Source organism: Pseudomonas fluorescens (assembly GCF_000802965.1).
Lineage (GTDB): Bacteria > Pseudomonadota > Gammaproteobacteria > Pseudomonadales > Pseudomonadaceae > Aquipseudomonas > Aquipseudomonas fluorescens_A.
The window spans coordinates 308434-325186 of the sequence record NZ_JSAK01000002.1 but is presented as its reverse complement, the minus strand read 5'-3'; the positions used below and the strand labels follow the sequence as shown (position 1 = coordinate 325186).

The window sequence follows — 16753 nt, the reverse complement described above, 5'->3', positions numbered from 1 at the left end:
TTAGCCAATCGAGGGAATGAAATTCTTTGGGTTTGTGTGCAAACTCTCATTATTTTTGTGTACTAAAAAGTTAATGCGAATCAGGGGGTTGTGGGCGAAGGTCGACGCAATGGCGTTGTTTGAAGCGTTTCGCGTTCAAACTTCACCTCTGCAAGAACCGCGGCATGGATAGGTTTGCCTGCTAATAATGACGACGCGGTAGCTCTGAAGAACTCTTTGGGGCGTTGGTAAGAGGGCGGCTAAAGCGATCACTAACGATCACTGAGATTATTCTGTGCATTACGTTTTGAACTGGGCGCGAAGTGACTTTGCGGCGTGTTGCTTCCCCGAAGATTGGTCAGAAACTGATCGCGTGCCAATTTTGTATCTCGTATTTTTTGTGAAATTTGTTCAGGTGTTAATTTTGAATCAAAAAATTGTTGATAGGTTCTCTGATCTCTTAAATGATTTAAGGTAGTTGTAAAAGGCGTCAGGTCATATGGCGCTGTCTGATTTGAAGTGGGGATTCCATTTTTGAATTGATATTGTGTTTGCGCCTTCGTATACGCTTCATGATTTTCTTTGAATTGCCCTGCTGCTTTATATTTCAGCTTGCTCTGTGCGTCGGATATGCTCGCAGGGGACATTCTGGTCAAGGTGACGGAGGGTTGGCGGCCGTCGTTGATAACATTGAGTCCTTGAATTGCCTGGTGTTGTTTAAGATTTGCTTTATTGCTCGTTGCGCGTGATGCCCTTGAAAAAGCGCGACTTAAATCTTTATGTAATTTATTGAATGAAGCTATTTTAAATCTAAGTATGGCGGCGGGACTATGTCCCAGCGGATCGCTTTGGTTAACTGGGTCCCCTATACAATACGCATAGGAGTTGATACCTCCATTCCCAAAAGGACTCCAACTATCCGGGCTGTTAAATCGCATTAACGTCGGGTTGAACATCCGATAGCCATTACCTAAACAATACCCGCCAGTCACTGGATCTTGTCGTTCGCCGTTAAACCCAAAAAGGCTGAGCAGGCCGCTGTCGGAAAGGCGATGTCCGTATGGGGAATAAGATATTGGGTGGTGGTCATCCAAATTGAGGGCGTTTATCACCGAGCGCTGCAAATCGGTGGCCAACAAGCTGGTTTTCACCGTTTTTTCATTACCCTGTAGCTGGGCAAGGGGCTGAACTTCGTGTTGAAAAATCGAGTACGTCAAAAAGTCCTGAATCTCAGTCGCGAGCAGGTTCTTGCAGTAAAAGCGTTGGGATTCGGCGTCACTGAGCGGTAATGTCCCGACGAGCCGGTCAAGCGGATCATATGAATAGCGACAGAGCATGACTTCGCGCATTGAAAACACTCCCATATCCACAAGGGCAGGGCTCTAGATTCATCCTCAGCGATTGGGCTGTCTACTAGCAGAACTGATAGTGAGTATCTCGCGGACGTCCCTGTTTCGTTGTTTTTTGTGGCGAGGGAGCTTGCTCCCGCTGGGCTGCGAAGCGGCCCCCAATACCTGTCACCGCTGAGTATCAGGGACACCGCGATTACTTGATTGGCGACTGCTGCGCAGTCGAGCGGGAGCAAGCTCCCTCGCCACAGATGTTTTGAGTTGTCAGTCAGCACTTCTTCCCTTGGCCGAATGCACGTTCTTCTTGCTCGCGCAGTTCTGGCGTCAGCTCTGCGCCGAAGTCCTCCAGTTCGAACACCTGGCGAATCTCGATCTCGGCCTCAGTGCCCGGCATCGGGTTGGGGCAACGCTTGACCCACTCGACGGCTTCTTCTCTGGACTTCACTTGCCACAGCCAATAACCGGCGATCAGTTCCTTGGTTTCGGCGAAAGGGCCGTCGATCACCGTGCGTTTGTCGCCGGAGAAACGCACGCGGGCGCCTTTGCTGCTGGGGTGCAGGCCTTCGCCCGCGAGGAGAATGCCGGCCTTGGCCAGTTCTTCGTTGTAGTTGCCCATGGCGGTCAGCAGTTCGGTGCTGGGCATAATGCCGGCTTCGGAGTCCTGGCTGGCTTTGATGATGATCATGAATCGCATGGTTTTGTCTCCACTGGATTTGAAGGATTCGCTTCCTGGTCGAATGGCGGACGCCCGAATCGACAGCTGTTCACAAAAAAACCAATCGCCAGATCCTACGGGGAAGTCGTTGTCTGGCGGGTTATCACAATTTGTATCCAGAGTAGGTCGTCGGACAATTTCGTGGTTAACTTCGGCCTCGTCAAAATTCTCCACCACCAACGTTCAGAAGGACTCCGTTCATGGCTCAAGTCACTCTTAAAGGCAACCCGGTTCAAGTCAACGGCCAGCTGCCTCAAGCCGGTTCCAAGGCGCCAGCCTTTTCCCTGGTTGCCGGCAATCTGTCCGACGTGACCCTGGCAAACTTCGCCGGCAAGCGCAAAGTGCTGAACATCTTCCCAAGCGTCGACACCCCGACCTGCGCCACTTCCGTGCGCAAGTTCAACGCCCAGGCCAACGATGTCGCCAACACCGTGGTGCTGTGCATCTCCGCTGACCTGCCGTTCGCCCAAGCCCGTTTCTGCGGCGCCGAAGGCCTGGAAAACGTACAAAACCTGTCGACCCTGCGCGGTGCCGAGTTCATCGAAAACTACGGCGTGGCTATCGCTGACGGCCCGCTCAAAGGCCTGACTGCCCGTGCCGTCGTGGTTCTGGACGAGAACGACAACGTGCTGCACAGCGAGCTGGTCAGCGAAATCGGTCAAGAGCCGAACTATGAAGCGGCCCTTGCTGTACTGAAGTAAGTCTAGTTTTACAATTGTTAACGGCCTGGTCCTCCCCAGGCCGTTTTCATTTGTGTTTCAGTGTCTTGGACAAATCTCCTGTTACGTAAGCCGAAGGTAAATTGCCGGTAAAGGCGCTTTGCTTAAGACCCGCCAGTGCTTATCGTTCAGCCTCATGTAAAAGAAGCCCACGCGCCCAATGGTTGATCACTCAATGCAATCCTCCGCTTCCCGTAGTCCCCGTCGCTGGCTGTTTGGCCTGCTTGTCCTGTTGGTCATCGCCGTCCTGTGCTGGAAGTTCTGGCCCGGCAGTGCTGCGCCGAAAGAGGGTGTGGGGCAGAAAGGCGTGGCCGGGCAGACGGGCCGGTCGGGCGGTATGCGTCCGGGTTTCGGTGGCGCTTCCGGGCCGGTTCCGGTGCGTGTTGCGCCGGCGGTCACTGGTGACTTTCCGCTGTATTACAAGGCACTGGGAACTGTGACAGCGCTGAACACCATCAACGTGCGCAGCCGCGTTGGCGGTGAGCTGGTGAAGATCTATTTCGAGGAAGGACAGATGGTCAAGGCTGGTGATCTATTGGCCGAGATTGATCCGCGTCCGTACCAGAACGCCTTGCTCCAGGCCGAAGGCACGTTGCTGCAGAATCAGGCGCAACTGAAAAACGCCCAGGTCGATGTCGAGCGTTATCGCGGCCTGTTCCGTGAAGACAGCATTGCCAAGCAGACCCTGGACACTGCCGAAGCGCTGGTCGGTCAATACCAGGGCACGGTCAAGACCAATCAGGCGGCGGTCAACGACGCCAAGCTCAATCTGGAATTCACCCGCATTCGCGCACCCATCGCCGGACGCGTCGGTCTACGGCAGTTGGACGTAGGTAATCTGGTGGCAGCCAACGACACCACTGCGCTGGCAATCATCACTCAGACCCAGCCCATCAGCGTGGCCTTCACCCTGCCGGAAAACAGCCTCGACGTAGTGCTGGCGCGCTATCGCAGCGGTGCCAAGCTGCCCGCCGAAGCCTGGGATCGTGGCGATACCAAACTGCAAGCCACCGGCGTGCTGCAAAGCCTGGACAACCAGATCGATGTCACCACCGGCACCCTTAAATTCAAGGCACGCTACGAGAACCGCGACCAGTCGCTGTTCCCCAATCAGTTCGTCAATGTGCGCCTGCTGGCGGACACCCTAAAAGGTGTGGTGCTCGCGCCTTCCGCAGCGATCCAGTTCGGCACCAACGGCACGTTCGTCTATGCCCTGGACGGCGACAAGAAGGTCAAGATCCGTCAGTTGAAGATCGGCGCCAGTGACGGTGAACACACCGTGGTTACCGAAGGCCTTTCCGCTGGTGATCGCGTGGTGCTGGAGGGCACCGATCGCCTGAAGGACGGCAGTGACGTGGAAGTGGTCAACGACCCGCAGCAAGTGCCGACCAACCCGGCCGGGCACCTGCAAGGCAAGTCGGCGGTCAACTCGACTAAACCGGCGCCTGTCGACAAGGCGAAAAAGGGCGGCGCATGAATCTCTCGCGGCTGTTCATCCTTCGCCCGGTAGCGACCACCCTGAGCATGCTGGCCATCGTGCTGGCCGGCATGATTGCCTATCGCTTGCTACCGGTGTCGGCCTTGCCTCAAGTCGATTACCCGACCATTCGCGTCATGACGCTGTATCCCGGCGCCAGCCCGGACGTGATGACCAGTGCCGTGACCGCGCCGCTTGAGCGACAGTTCGGGCAAATGCCCGGCCTGACGCAAATGGCGTCGACCAGTTCTGGCGGCGCGTCGGTGCTGACCCTGCGTTTCAGTCTCGACATCAATATGGACGTCGCCGAGCAACAGGTGCAGGCGGCGATCAACGCCGCGACCAACCTGTTGCCCAAGGATTTGCCGGCTCCCCCGGTGTACAACAAGGTCAACCCGGCCGATACCCCGGTGCTGACCTTGGCCATTACCTCCAAGACCATGTTGCTACCCAAACTCAATGATTTGGTCGACACCCGCATGGCGCAGAAAATCGCCCAGATCAGTGGTGTCGGCATGGTCAGCATTGCCGGCGGTCAGCGTCAGGCGGTGCGGATCAAAGTCAACCCCGAAGCCTTGGCGGCCAACGGCCTGAACCTGTCAGACGTGCGCACGCTGATCGGCGCCTCCAACGTCAACCAGCCCAAGGGCAACTTCGACGGGCCGACCCGGGTTTCGATGCTCGATGCAAACGATCAACTGACTTCGCCCAAGGACTACGCCAACCTGATCCTGGCTTACGCCAACGGCGCGCCGTTGCGGCTCAAGGATGTGGCGGAAATCGTCGACGGTGCGGAAAACGAACGCCTGGCAGCGTGGGCCAACGAAAACCAGGCCGTATTGCTGAACATCCAGCGTCAGCCTGGCGCCAACGTCATTGAGGTGGTGGACCGGATCAAGGCTCTGTTGCCGAGCATCACCGACAACCTGCCGGCCGGTCTTGATGTCACCGTACTGACCGACCGCACCCAGACCATCCGCGCCTCGGTCAAGGACGTGCAACATGAATTGCTGATCGCTATCGCCCTGGTGGTAATGGTCACGTTCCTGTTCCTGCGCCGGGCCAGTGCCACGATCATTCCGTCGGTGGCCGTGCCTCTGTCGTTGATCGGCACCTTCGGCGTGATGTATCTCGCGGGGTTCTCGGTCAACAACCTGACCCTGATGGCCCTGACCATCGCCACCGGTTTTGTGGTGGACGATGCGATCGTCATGCTGGAGAACATTTCCCGATTCATTGAAGAGGGCGACAGCCCGCTGAATGCGGCGCTCAAGGGCGCCAAACAGATCGGCTTCACCTTGATTTCCCTGACCCTGTCGCTGATTGCGGTGTTGATCCCGTTGCTGTTCATGGCAGACGTAGTAGGGCGGCTGTTCCGCGAATTTGCCATCACGCTGGCGGTGGCAATCCTGATTTCCCTTGTGGTCTCCCTGACCCTGACGCCGATGATGTGTGCGCGTCTGCTCAAGCGTGAGCCCAAGGAAGAAGAACAGGGCCGTTTCTATCGGGCCAGTGGCGCGTTCATCGACTGGATGATCGCCGCATACGGGCGCAAGTTGCAGTGGGTGCTAAAGCACCAGCCGCTGACCCTGATGGTGGCCATTGGCACCCTGGCGCTGACGGTGTTCCTGTACATGGTCGTGCCCAAGGGCTTTTTCCCGGTGCAGGACACCGGGGTGATCCAGGGCATTTCCGAAGCGCCGCAATCCATCTCTTTCGCGGCGATGAGCGAGCGTCAGCAGGAACTGGCCAAGGTGATTCTGGCCGATCCGGCGGTTGAGAGCCTGTCGTCTTACATCGGCGTCGACGGCGACAACTCGACGCTCAACAGCGGTCGTTTGCTGATCAACCTCAAATCCCACAGCGACCGCGACCTGAGCGCGACCGAAGTGATTGCGCGCCTGCAACCGGAACTGGACAAACTGGTGGGCATCCGACTGTTCATGCAGCCGGTGCAGGACTTGACCATCGAGGATCGGGTCAGCCGCACGCAGTACCAATTCAGCATGTCGTCGCCTGATTCGGAACTGTTAAGCCTGTGGAGCGGGCGTCTGGTGGAAGCCCTGGCGGATCGCCCTGAGCTGACTGACGTTGCCAGCGATTTGCAGGACAAGGGCTTGCAGGTCTATCTGGTGATCGACCGTGATGCGGCGTCGCGGGTCGGCGTGTCGGTGTCGAACATCACCGATGCGCTGTACGACGCCTTCGGCCAGCGGCAGATTTCCACGATTTACACCCAGGCCAGCCAATACCGCGTGGTGTTGCAATCGCAGTCCGGCGAGAAGATCGGCCCGCAGGCGCTGGACCAGATCCACGTCAAGACCACTGATGGCGGTCAGGTTCGGCTGTCCAGCCTGGCCCATATCGAAGAGCGTCAGGCGCAACTGGCGATCACTCACATCGGTCAGTTTCCGGCGGTGATGATGTCGTTCAACCTCGCGCCCGGCGCGGCGTTGGGGAATGCGGTCGAGATCATCGAACAGGTGCAGAAGGACATCGGCATGCCGATTGGCGTGCAGACCCAATTCCAGGGTGCGGCGGAGGCGTTCCAGGCTTCGCTGTCGAGTACCTTGCTGCTGATTCTGGCGGCGGTGGTGACCATGTACATCGTGCTGGGCGTACTCTACGAGAGCTACATCCACCCGATCACCATTCTTTCGACCTTGCCTTCGGCGGCGGTCGGCGCCTTGCTGGCGTTGATCCTCAGCGGCAACGACCTGGGGATGATCGCGATCATCGGCATCATCCTGTTGATCGGTATCGTGAAGAAGAACGCGATCATGATGATCGACTTCGCCCTCGATGCTGAACGCAATCAAGGCATGGACCCGGAAACAGCGATTTATCAGGCGGCGCTGCTGCGTTTCCGGCCGATCTTGATGACCACGCTGGCGGCCCTGTTCGGTGCGGTACCTTTGATGCTGGCGACCGGTTCCGGTGCGGAATTGCGTCAACCACTGGGGCTGGTGATGGTGGGCGGCTTGCTGTTGAGTCAGGTGCTTACCTTGTTCACCACGCCGGTGATCTACCTGTATTTCGACCGCTTGGGTCGGCGTTGGGGTCGCAAGCCTGAGCCTGTGGAAGCGGTAGAGCAGCCATGAACCTCTCCGGACCTTTCATCAAGCGCCCGGTCGCGACCATGTTGCTGAGCCTGGCGATCATGCTGCTGGGCGGTGTGAGCTTCGGTCTGTTGCCGGTGTCACCGCTGCCGCAAATGGACTTCCCGGTGATCGTGGTGCAGGCCAGTCTGCCGGGCGCGAGCCCGGAGGTCATGGCTTCCACGGTGGCCACGCCGCTTGAGCGCTCCTTCGGCGCCATCGCCGGGGTCAACACCATGAGCAGCCGCTCAAGCCAGGGGTCGACGCGGGTGATCCTGCAATTCGACCTCGACCGCGACATCAACGGTGCGGCGCGGGAAGTGCAGGCAGCGATCAACGCCTCGCGCAACCTGCTGCCCAGCGGGATGCGCAGCATGCCGACCTACAAGAAGGTCAACCCGTCCCAGGCGCCGATCATGGTGCTGTCGCTGACCTCGGATGTACTGGAAAAAGGCCAGCTCTACGATTTGGCCTCGACCATTCTGTCCCAGAGCTTGTCCCAGGTGCAGGGCGTCGGCGAAGTGCAAATCGGCGGCAGTTCCTTGCCGGCGGTACGTATCGAGCTTGAACCCCAGGCGCTCAACCAATACGGCGTGGCCCTGGACGACGTGCGCAACACCATCGCCAATGCCAACGTGCGCCGGCCCAAGGGCTCGGTGGAAGACAGCCAGCGCCTGTGGCAGGTCCAGGCCAACGATCAACTGGAAAAAGCCAAGGATTACGAGTCGCTGATCATTCACTACGCGGACGGCGCGGCCCTGCGCCTGAAGGATGTGGCGAAAGTCAGCGACGGCGTCGAGGACCGCTACAACAGCGGCTTCTTCAACGACGACGCGGCAGTATTGCTGGTGATCAACCGCCAGGCCGGCGCCAACATCATCGAGACGGTCAGCGAGATCAAGGCGCAGCTACCGGCGTTACAGGCGGTGCTGCCGGCCAGCGTCAAACTGAATCTGGCCATGGACCGCTCGCCAGTGATCAAGGCCACGCTGCACGAAGCGGAAATGACCCTGCTGATCGCCGTGGCGCTGGTGATCCTGGTGGTGTTCCTGTTTCTCGGTAACTTCCGTGCTTCGCTGATACCGACACTTGCGGTACCGGTGTCGCTGGTCGGCACCTTTGCGGTGATGTACCTCTACGGCTTCTCGCTGAACAACCTGTCGCTGATGGCGCTGATCCTCGCCACGGGGTTGGTGGTGGACGACGCGATCGTGGTGCTGGAGAACATTTCCCGGCATATCGACGCGGGTGTGCGGCCGATGAAGGCGGCCTACCTCGGCGCCCAGGAAGTTGGCTTCACTCTGTTGTCGATGAACGTGTCGCTGGTGGCCGTGTTTCTGTCGATCCTGTTCATGGGCGGGATCATCGAGAGCTTGTTCCGCGAGTTCTCCATTACGCTGGCGGCGTCCATCGTGGTGTCGCTGATCGTTTCCCTGACCTTGACCCCCATGCTCTGCGCGCGCTGGTTGAAGCCGCACACGCCGGGCCAGGAAAACCGCCTGCAACGCTGGAGCCAGCGGGCGAACGAGTGGATGGTCGGCAAATACGCAACGAGTCTGGACTGGGTACTGCGACACAAGCGCCTGACTTTGCTCAGTCTATTCGTAACAATTGGTGTGAACATTGCGCTGTATGTAGTGGTTCCTAAAACGTTTTTGCCGCAGCAGGACACCGGGCAACTGATCGGTTTCGTGCGCGGTGACGATGGTCTTTCGTTCAGCGTGATGCAGCCGAAAATGGAAATTTTCCGCCGCGCCGTGCTCAAGGACGATGCGGTGGAAAGCGTTGCCGGTTTCATCGGTGGCACCAACGGCACTAACAACGCCTTCATGCTGGTGCGCCTGAAACCGATCAAGGAGCGCAGCATTTCCGCGCAAAAGGTCATTGAGCGCCTGCGCAAGGAAATGCCCAAGGTTGCCGGCGCGCAGCTGATGCTGATGGCCGACCAGGACCTGCAATTCGGCGGCGGTCGTGAACAGACCTCGTCGCAGTATTCCTACATCCTGCAAAGCGGAGACCTGGGCGCATTGCGCGAGTGGTATCCGAAAGTGGTCACCGCGCTCAAGGCCCTGCCGGAGCTGACCGCGATTGACGCCCGCGAGGGCCGTGGGGCGCAGCAAGTGACGCTGATCGTCGACCGTGACCAGGCCAAACGCCTGGGTGTCGACATGGACATGGTCACAGCGGTGCTGAACAACGCCTACAGTCAGCGGCAAATTTCGACGATCTATGACAGCCTCAACCAGTATCAGGTGGTGATGGAGGTCAACCCGAAATACGCCCAGGATCCGATCACCCTCAAGCAGGTGCAGGTGATTACCGCCGACGGCGCACGGATTCCGCTGTCGACCATCGCTCATTACGAAAACAGCCTGGAAGACGACCGCGTCAGCCATGAAGGCCAGTTCGCTTCGGAAAGCATTGCCTTCGACATGGCCGAAGGCGTGACGGTGGAGCAGGGCAGTGCCGCTATCGAACGGGCGATTGCCTCGGTGGGCCTGCCGGAAGATGTCATCGCGAAAATGGCCGGCACCGCCGACGCCTTCGCTGCGACCCAGAAGAGTCAGCCGTGGATGATCCTGGGTGCGCTGGTGGCGGTTTATCTGGTACTTGGCGTGTTGTACGAAAGCTACATCCATCCGCTGACCATCCTGTCGACCTTACCCTCGGCCGGAGTCGGCGCGTTGCTGTCGATCTATGCGCTGGGCGGTGAATTCAGCCTGATTTCGTTGCTCGGCTTGTTCCTGCTGATCGGCGTGGTGAAGAAAAACGCCATTCTGATGATCGACCTGGCGTTGCAGCTCGAACGCCAGCAAGGCATGGCGCCGCTGGAATCGATTCGTAACGCCTGTTTGCAACGTTTGCGGCCGATCCTGATGACCACCCTGGCGGCGATCCTTGGTGCCTTGCCGTTGCTGCTCAGCCGTGCCGAAGGCGCGGAAATGCGCCAGCCGCTGGGCCTGACCATCATCGGCGGGTTGATCTTCAGCCAGGTGCTGACCCTTTACACCACCCCGGTGGTTTACCTCTATCTCGACAAGCTGCGCCATCGTTTCAATAAATGGCGTGGAGTGCGTACCGATGCTGCTCTGGAAACTCCGCTATGACTGACCGTTCGCTGTTCAACCTGGCCACACCGCTGATCACCGCCCGAGGCTCGCGTCTGCTGAGCCTGTCGCTGTGCGTGGCGATGCTCAGCGCCTGCGCCATCGGCCCGGATTACCAGCGTCCGCAAACCGCGGAACCGGCGCAATACAAGGAGGCGGCGGGCTGGCGTCAGGCCAATCCGAGCGATTCGCTGGCCCGTGGCGCCTGGTGGGAGCTGTATGGCGACCGGCAACTCAATGACTTGATCGAGAAACTCAACAGCTCCAATCAGACCGTTGCCCAGTCCGAAGCCCAGTTCCGCCAGGCGCAGGCACTGGTTCGCAGCGCCCGGGGAGCGTTTTTTCCGACCGTGGATCTGTCGTTCGGGAAAAATCGCTCCAGTCAGGGCACCGGGAGCAGTAGTTCAAGTTTGACCAGTTCTTCCAGCGGTATTCGCGACACCTACACCGCCCAGGCCGGCGTCAGTTGGGAAGCGGATGTCTGGGGCAAATTGCGCCGTGGCCTCGAAGCCGATACCGCCAACGCCGAGGCGAGTTTTGCTGATCTGGCGGCGATGCGCCTGAGTCAGCAGTCGGAACTGGTGCAGAACTATCTGCAATTGCGGGTCATGGATGAGCAGAAGCGTCTGCTGGAAGCCACCGTCGAGGCTTATCAGCGTTCGCTGAAAATGACCGAGAACCAATACCGCGCCGGTGTTTCCGGCAAGGACGCGGTGGCGCAGGCGCAGACTCAGCTCAAAAGTACCGAAGCGGACATGATCGATTTGATCTGGCAACGCGCGCAGCTTGAAAACGCCATCGCCGTACTGATCGGACTGCCGCCAGCGGAGTTCAAACTGGCTGAAACCACGAACATCCCGGCATTGCCCGAGGTGCCCTTGAGCCTGCCGTCGCAGCTGCTGGAACGGCGTCCGGACATTGCCTCCGCCGAGCGCTCGGTGGTGGCCGCCAACGCCAACATTGGCGTGGCGAAGGCCGCCTATTATCCCGACCTGACCCTGAGCCTGAATGGTGGCTACAGCAGCAGTACATCGAAAGACTTGTTCAGCGTGCCCAACCGCTTCTGGTCGGTCGGGCCGCAACTGGCCATGACTTTGTTCGACGGCGGCCAGCGCTCGGCGGAAGTCGACCGCAGCGAAGCGGCCTACGATGAAACCGTGGCCAAATACCGCCAGACCGTGCTCGACGGTTTCCGCGAAGTGGAAAACTACCTGGTCCAGCTCAAAGTGCTGCAGGACGAAGCCGTCGTGCGCCAGCAAGCATTGGACGCAGCCCGCGAATCCTTGCGCCTGACCCAGAACCAGTACAAGGCCGGGGTGATCGCGTACCTCGACGTGGTGGTGGTCCAGGCGTCGGCCTTGAACAATGAACGCAGTGCGCTGGACCTGTTGCAGAGTCGCTTGATTGCCAGCGTGCAGCTGATAGCGGCGCTGGGTGGCGGCTGGGACGGGCAGCTCCAAGTAAGCGAAAACCAGTAACGCAAATTTGGGGGTTGGCTGTGGCGAGGGAGCTTGCTCCCGCTGGGTTGCGTAGCGGCCCTTTCGATTATTCAGTCCCACCGAGTTGCCAGAATTTGCGACTGCTACGCAGCCGAACGGGAGCAAGCTCCCTCGCCACAATGATCGATATAAGGCATTCGTCCAGTTAACGTGAAACCTTAAAACAAGCGTTTCATCGGACTGATGGCCCTTTGCTAATTTTGTGAGTGCGTTCTCATTTGGAATCAGTACAATCGCCGCATTTGCCCAGCCGAGAATGAATTCCATTACGGGGGCGTCGCGAGAAGTCACATGCTCATCGGTAGTTATTCCCCCACGCTGGTTATCATCTCGCTCTGTGTGGCGATTCTGGCTTCCTACACCGCACTCGACCTGACCGGGCGCATCGCCACGGCCAAGGGCAGAGCCGTGCATTTCTGGACGGCGGGTGGCGCTTTTGCCATGGGCATCGGTGTCTGGTCTATGCACTTCATCGGCATGCTTGCGTTCAAATTGCCGATCGATCTCGGCTACGACGTCTCCATTACCCTGCTGTCGTTGTTGATCGGCATCCTGTCCTGCGGCTTCGCGCTGTGGTTGGTCAGTCAGCCACAATTACCGGCCTGGCAACTGGGGTTCGGTGCGCTGGTGATGGGCGCCGGCATCAGTGGAATGCACTACACCGGCATGGCGGCCATGCGCATGCAGCCGGGCATCGATTACGACCCGACGCTGTTCGGCACTTCTTTGTTGATTGCGGTCGGCGCGTCCGGTGCAGCGCTATGGATCGCCTTCCGCCTGCGCCAGCACGCACCTTATGTGCGGCTGATTCGTGCTGGCGCGGCAGTGATCATGGGCATTGCCATCGTTGGCATGCACTACACCGGCATGGCGGCTGCACGTTTTGCCGACGGCAGTTTCTGCGGCGCGTCGGTCAACGGCCTGAACGGAAGTGGCCTGGACAACCTCGTGCTGATCACTACCCTGGCGGTGTTGAGCATTGCCTTGCTGACTTCGATCCTTGATGCGCGTCTGGAGGCCCGCACCGCCGGCCTTGCCCAGTCGTTGACCGAAGCCAACCGCGAACTGACCCAACTGGCCTTGCACGACACCCTGACCGGTCTGCCAAACCGAATATTGCTGGCCGATCGTATCGATCAGGCAATGTCCCGGGTCGACGGTGAGGGCGGATGTTTTGCGTTGATGTTCATCGATCTGGATGGCTTCAAACCCGTCAATGACGCATTCGGTCATCACATGGGCGATCAGTTGTTGCGCGAAGTCAGCCTGCGACTGCGCGAGGATTTGCGCACCCAGGACACGCGGGCCCGCATCGGTGGCGATGAATTCGTGCTGCTGGTGCAACTGAGTGAGCCGAACGACGCCATGGCGCTGGCCGCTAGACAGGTCGGGTTGATCGCGCGCTCGTTCCGGGTTGCCGACCATGATTTGCAGATCTCCGCCAGCGTCGGCATTGCGCTCTATCCGGGTAACGGCGCGACCGCCCACGAACTGCTGATGAACGCCGACGCGGCGATGTACCACGCCAAGGGTGCGGGCAAAAACGGCTACAGCTTTTTCGATGCCTCGATGAATAGCAACGCGCGCAAGCAACTGCAACTGCTGCAGGACCTGCGCCATGCCCTGGAACATGACGAGTTCAGCCTGTATTACCAGCCTAAATTCGACGCCAATAATGGCCGGCCCGTCGGCGCCGAGGCGTTGCTGCGCTGGGAGCACCCGACCCAGGGCATGCTGCTGCCGGACAAGTTTATCGAGATCGCGGAGAAGACCGGGCTGATCATTCCAATCGGGGAGTGGGTGCTCAACGAAGCCTGTCGGCAAATGCGCGAGTGGTACGTTCTCGGTTATACCGATTGGCGTATCGCGGTAAACCTTTCCGCCTTGCAGTTCTGCCATGCAGGACTTGTGCAGAGCGTCGCCAAGGCGCTGGCCACGCACCGTTTGCCGGCCAACAGCCTGACCCTGGAAATCACTGAAACCACGGCGATGAGCGATGCCGACGCGAGCATGACAGTGTTGCAAGAGTTGTCGGATATGGGCGTCGATTTGTCCATCGATGACTTTGGTACTGGCTATTCGAGTTTGATGTACCTCAAGCGCCTGCCGGCCAACGAACTGAAAATCGACCGCGGCTTCGTGCGCGATCTGGAGCGTGACAGCGATGACGCGGCTATCGTTTCGGCCATCGTTGCGCTCGGCCAGGCACTGGGTCTGCGGATCGTCGCCGAAGGCGTTGAAACGGGCTCGCAGCAAGACTGCCTGACCCAACTCGGGTGCGACTCGTTGCAGGGCTATCTGCTGGGTCACCCGTTGCCGGCCGAACGCTTCATGGTGGAAATTCACCGAGGTGAAGCACTCGTCGCCAGCTGAGATCAATGGCCTCTGGAGCTGCCGCGGGCTGCGATGTTTTGATGTTGATTTTGAAGATCAAGATCAAAAGATCGCAGCCTGCGGCAGCTCCTACAGTTGCCTTATGCAAAATTTGGAAATGACGGTTATTCTTGCCCCCGACTGCTTACGCTTGAAACGGGGAAAGCTTGCATGGACAAAGTCATTGTCATCACCGGCGGAAGTCGCGGCATAGGCGCCGCCACAGCCCTGTTGGCCGCAAAACAAGGCTATCGGATCTGCATCAACTACCTGGCCGATGAACAGGCCGCACAAAGCGTGCTGGAGCAAGTCCGCGCCCTCGGTGCCCAGGCCATTGCCGTGCGTGCCGACGTCAGCATCGAAGACGAAGTGATCGCGCTGTTCCAGCGGGTCGACACCGAGCTGGGCCGGGTCACCGCATTGGTGAATAACGCCGGCACCGTGGGGCAAAAGTCGCGGGTCGACGAAATGTCCGAGTTCCGCATTCTCAAGATCCTCAAGACCAACGTGCTGGCGCCCGTACTGTGCGCCAAACACGCGATCCTGCGCATGTCGCCCAAGCATGGCGGGCAGGGCGGCAGCATCGTTAACGTCTCTTCCGTCGCTGCTCGGCTGGGCGCGCCCAATGAGTACGTCGACTACGCCGCTTCCAAAGGCGCGCTCGACACCTTCACCATCGGTCTGTCCAAGGAAGTGGCCGGCGAGGGTATCCGCGTCAATGCTGTGCGTCCAGGCTACATCTACACCGATTTCCATGCGCTGAGCGGAGATCCGGATCGGGTCAGCAAGCTTGAGTCGGCGATTCCGATGGCCCGGGGCGGGCGACCGGATGAGGTGGCGGAAGCTATTGTCTGGTTGCTGTCGGACAAGGCGTCGTATGCGACGGGGACGTTTGTCGATTTGGGTGGTGGGCGATAAGTATCAAGATCAAAAGATCGCAGCCTGCGGCAGCTCCTACAGGGAAACTCAATCCCATGTAGGAGCTGCCGCAGGCTGCGATCTTTGCTTTCAGAAGGATCTTACAATTCGCCCCAGCGTCTCCATCGCCTTTTCCGCAGCCTCATCCCACGGGCTGCCATAGTTCAACCGAATACAATTCCTGAACCGCTGCGCTGGCGAAAATATCGGCCCCGGCGCAACGCTGATGCCCTGCGCCAACGCCATCTGAAACAACTTCAGCGAATCCATCTGCGCCGGTAATTCCAGCCACAAAAAGTACCCGCCGGCTGGCTGGCTGACGCGGGTTTCAGCGGGGAAGTACCGGGCAATGGCGGCCAACATTGCGCTTTGCTGCTCCTCCAGCGCGTACCGTAATTTGCGCAGATGCCGATCGTAACCACCGTGTTGCAAGTAGTCGGCGATCGCAGCCTGGGCCGGCATCGATGCGCACAGGGAGGTCATGAGTTTCAGCCGTTCGAGTTTCTGCGCATAGCGCCCGGCGGCGACCCAGCCGATTCGATACCCGGGCGCGAGGCTCTTGGCGAACGAACCGCAGTGCATCACCAACCCTTCGGTGTCAAACGCCTTGGCCGGTTTGGGCGCCTGTTGGCCGTAATACAACTCGGCATAGACGTCGTCTTCGATCAACGGCACTTGGTGGCTACGCAGCAGCTCGACCAATTCCTGTTTCTTCGCCTCGGGCATGGTCGCGCCCATGGGGTTCTGGAAACTGGTCATGCACCAGCACACCTTGATCGGGTGACGTTCCAGGGTTTGCGCGAGCACGCCGAGGTCGATGCCATCGCGCGGGTGCACGGGGATTTCCACGGCTTTGAGTTTCAGCCGCTCGAGGATTTGCAGGCAGGCATAGAACGCCGGGGCTTCGATGGCCACCAGGTCGCCGGGTTCGGTGACCGCTTGCAGGCAAAGGTTCAAGGCTTCGAGGGCGCCGTTGGTGATGAGCAGTTCTTCCATCGGCAGCATCAGGCCGCCGACCATGTAGCGCAGGGCGATCTGCCGCCGCAGTTGCGGGTTGCCCGGCGACATGTCGGTGACGACCATGCGCGGGTCCATCTCGCGGCTGGCACTGGCCAGAGAGCGTGACAGGCGTTGCAGCGGAAACAGGGTAGGGCTGGGAAATGCCGAGCCGAATGGCACGGTGTTCGGGTCCTTGATCGAGTCGAGGACCGAGAACACCAATTCGCTGACGTCGACTTCGGTGGATTCGTTGACCTGGCTACTGATCACTGGTTCGCAGAACGGGCGCGGTGCATGGGCGTTGACGAAATAGCCGGAACGCGGGCGGGCGCGGATCAGGCCACGGCGCTCAAGCAGGTAATAAGCCTGGAACACGGTAGACGGGCTGACGCCGTAGGTCTGGCTGGCGTAGCGCACCGAAGGCACGCGCTGGCCGGGGCCGAGGACGCCGGAGCGGATCAGTTCAGCGATGTCGTCGGCGAATTTTTCGTAGCGTTTCATCGGGATCCCGCAATTGAAT

10 protein-coding genes are annotated in these 16753 nt (G+C 59.3%); 7 read left to right on the top strand and 3 right to left on the bottom strand.

Annotated features, from left to right (window positions below; translation table 11 throughout):
• Positions 1 to 251: 251 nt before the first annotated feature.
• Complete coding sequence (locus tag NL64_RS29305) at positions 252 to 1328, bottom strand: RHS repeat-associated core domain-containing protein (RefSeq protein ID WP_253277051.1); 1077 nt, start codon at positions 1326 to 1328, stop codon at positions 252 to 254.
• Positions 1329 to 1596: 268 nt separating this feature from the next.
• Positions 1597 to 2022 carry a YciI family protein gene (locus NL64_RS02925; protein ID WP_034146656.1) on the bottom strand — a complete coding sequence of 142 codons (426 nt, stop codon included), beginning with the start codon at positions 2020 to 2022 and terminating at the stop codon, positions 1597 to 1599.
• 221 nt (positions 2023 to 2243) lie between these two features.
• Between NL64_RS02925 and tpx the strand changes: the two genes are divergently transcribed.
• The 7 genes from tpx (at position 2244) to NL64_RS02890 (ending at position 15234) form a co-directional block, all read left to right on the top strand.
• Complete coding sequence (gene tpx, locus NL64_RS02920; RefSeq protein WP_034146655.1) at positions 2244 to 2744, top strand: thiol peroxidase; 501 nt, start codon at positions 2244 to 2246, stop codon at positions 2742 to 2744.
• A gap of 178 nt (positions 2745 to 2922) precedes the next feature.
• On the top strand, positions 2923 to 4239 hold the full coding sequence (locus NL64_RS02915) for an MdtA/MuxA family multidrug efflux RND transporter periplasmic adaptor subunit (RefSeq protein WP_034146654.1): 1317 nt from the start codon (positions 2923 to 2925) through the stop codon (positions 4237 to 4239).
• Positions 4236 to 7340 (top strand): MdtB/MuxB family multidrug efflux RND transporter permease subunit, encoded by a 3105-nt coding sequence (locus tag NL64_RS02910; RefSeq protein ID WP_034146653.1) that lies wholly within the window; start codon positions 4236 to 4238, stop codon positions 7338 to 7340. Before NL64_RS02915 ends, NL64_RS02910 begins: the two co-directional genes overlap by 4 nt.
• Positions 7337 to 10444, top strand: coding sequence for an efflux RND transporter permease subunit (locus tag NL64_RS02905; protein ID WP_034146652.1), 3108 nt, complete (start codon positions 7337 to 7339; stop codon positions 10442 to 10444). Before NL64_RS02910 ends, NL64_RS02905 begins: the two co-directional genes overlap by 4 nt.
• The gene (locus tag NL64_RS02900; RefSeq protein WP_034146651.1) at positions 10441 to 11922 is read left to right on the top strand and encodes an efflux transporter outer membrane subunit; all 1482 of its coding nucleotides are present in this window, start codon (positions 10441 to 10443) and stop codon (positions 11920 to 11922) included. Before NL64_RS02905 ends, NL64_RS02900 begins: the two co-directional genes overlap by 4 nt.
• A 312-nt stretch (positions 11923 to 12234) precedes the next feature.
• On the top strand, positions 12235 to 14316 hold the full coding sequence (locus tag NL64_RS02895; RefSeq protein ID WP_034146650.1) for a bifunctional diguanylate cyclase/phosphodiesterase: 2082 nt from the start codon (positions 12235 to 12237) through the stop codon (positions 14314 to 14316).
• 171 nt (positions 14317 to 14487) lie between these two features.
• Positions 14488 to 15234: an SDR family oxidoreductase gene (locus NL64_RS02890; RefSeq protein ID WP_034146649.1), complete on the top strand. Its 747-nt coding sequence runs from the start codon at positions 14488 to 14490 to the stop codon at positions 15232 to 15234.
• A 90-nt stretch (positions 15235 to 15324) separates the two neighbouring features.
• Here the strand turns inward: NL64_RS02890 and mapR are convergent, their stop codons facing one another.
• The gene (gene mapR, locus NL64_RS02885) at positions 15325 to 16734 is read right to left on the bottom strand and encodes a GntR family transcriptional regulator MpaR (RefSeq protein ID WP_034146648.1); all 1410 of its coding nucleotides are present in this window, start codon (positions 16732 to 16734) and stop codon (positions 15325 to 15327) included.
• Between the last annotated feature and the right edge of the window lie 19 nt (positions 16735 to 16753).